The 618-nt window shown below is 46.9% G+C and carries 1 pseudogene; it reads right to left on the reverse strand.

Going from position 1 to position 618, the window contains the following annotated elements:
• Positions 1–117: 117 nt before the first annotated feature.
• Positions 118–618, reverse strand: a pseudogene (gene vmeH, locus R7Z49_RS26020) (efflux RND transporter periplasmic adaptor subunit VmeH); the annotation flags it as partial.

Consider the following 618-nt stretch of genomic DNA (forward strand, 5'->3'; position numbering starts at 1 on the left):
CAATACCACCAATCAAGAAGATCAAAGACACCATCCAGCTAATCACGCGATTTCGAATGAAATAAGCCGCAATGCCCGTTACATCATCATCACTTTGAGGCACTTTGTTTTGCTCGCTCATAAACCAGCCTCCTGCTTAACCACTTCCACTTTCATTCCATCTCTGAGTCGCGAAACGCCAGCAACCACCACTTTGTCGTTAAGCGCTAATCCATCAAGCACTTGAATCGAGGTTTTGGAGGCTTTGCCGGTTCGGATTTGTTTTCGTGAAATGGTACCGTCGTCATTCAGCACCCAAACAAACTTGTTCTCACGTCCAAGCTCGTCTCCATCAGCATTGAAAATTGCCTCAATCGGCACATTGATCCCAACGTTCAGCTCTAAACCCACTTTTTCATCTTTCGAGGTCACTTCAACGGCCATGCCATCAAGGATGTATTCCTCTTTTGGCATCGGTAAAGAAAGCGTCACGGTAAACGTTCCCGTGGTTGGGTCAGGCTCAGTAGTGAACTCTTTAACCGTCGCCTTGTACTCGTTGCCACTAGGAACACGAACCACCGCATTAATTGCCGTTAATCTTTCTTCTGTAGGAGGCTGTTTGACGTACAAGCGATCTGG

Source organism: Vibrio sp. 1562 (assembly GCF_033340155.1).
In the GTDB taxonomy this organism is placed as follows: Bacteria; Pseudomonadota; Gammaproteobacteria; order Enterobacterales; family Vibrionaceae; genus Vibrio; species Vibrio alginolyticus.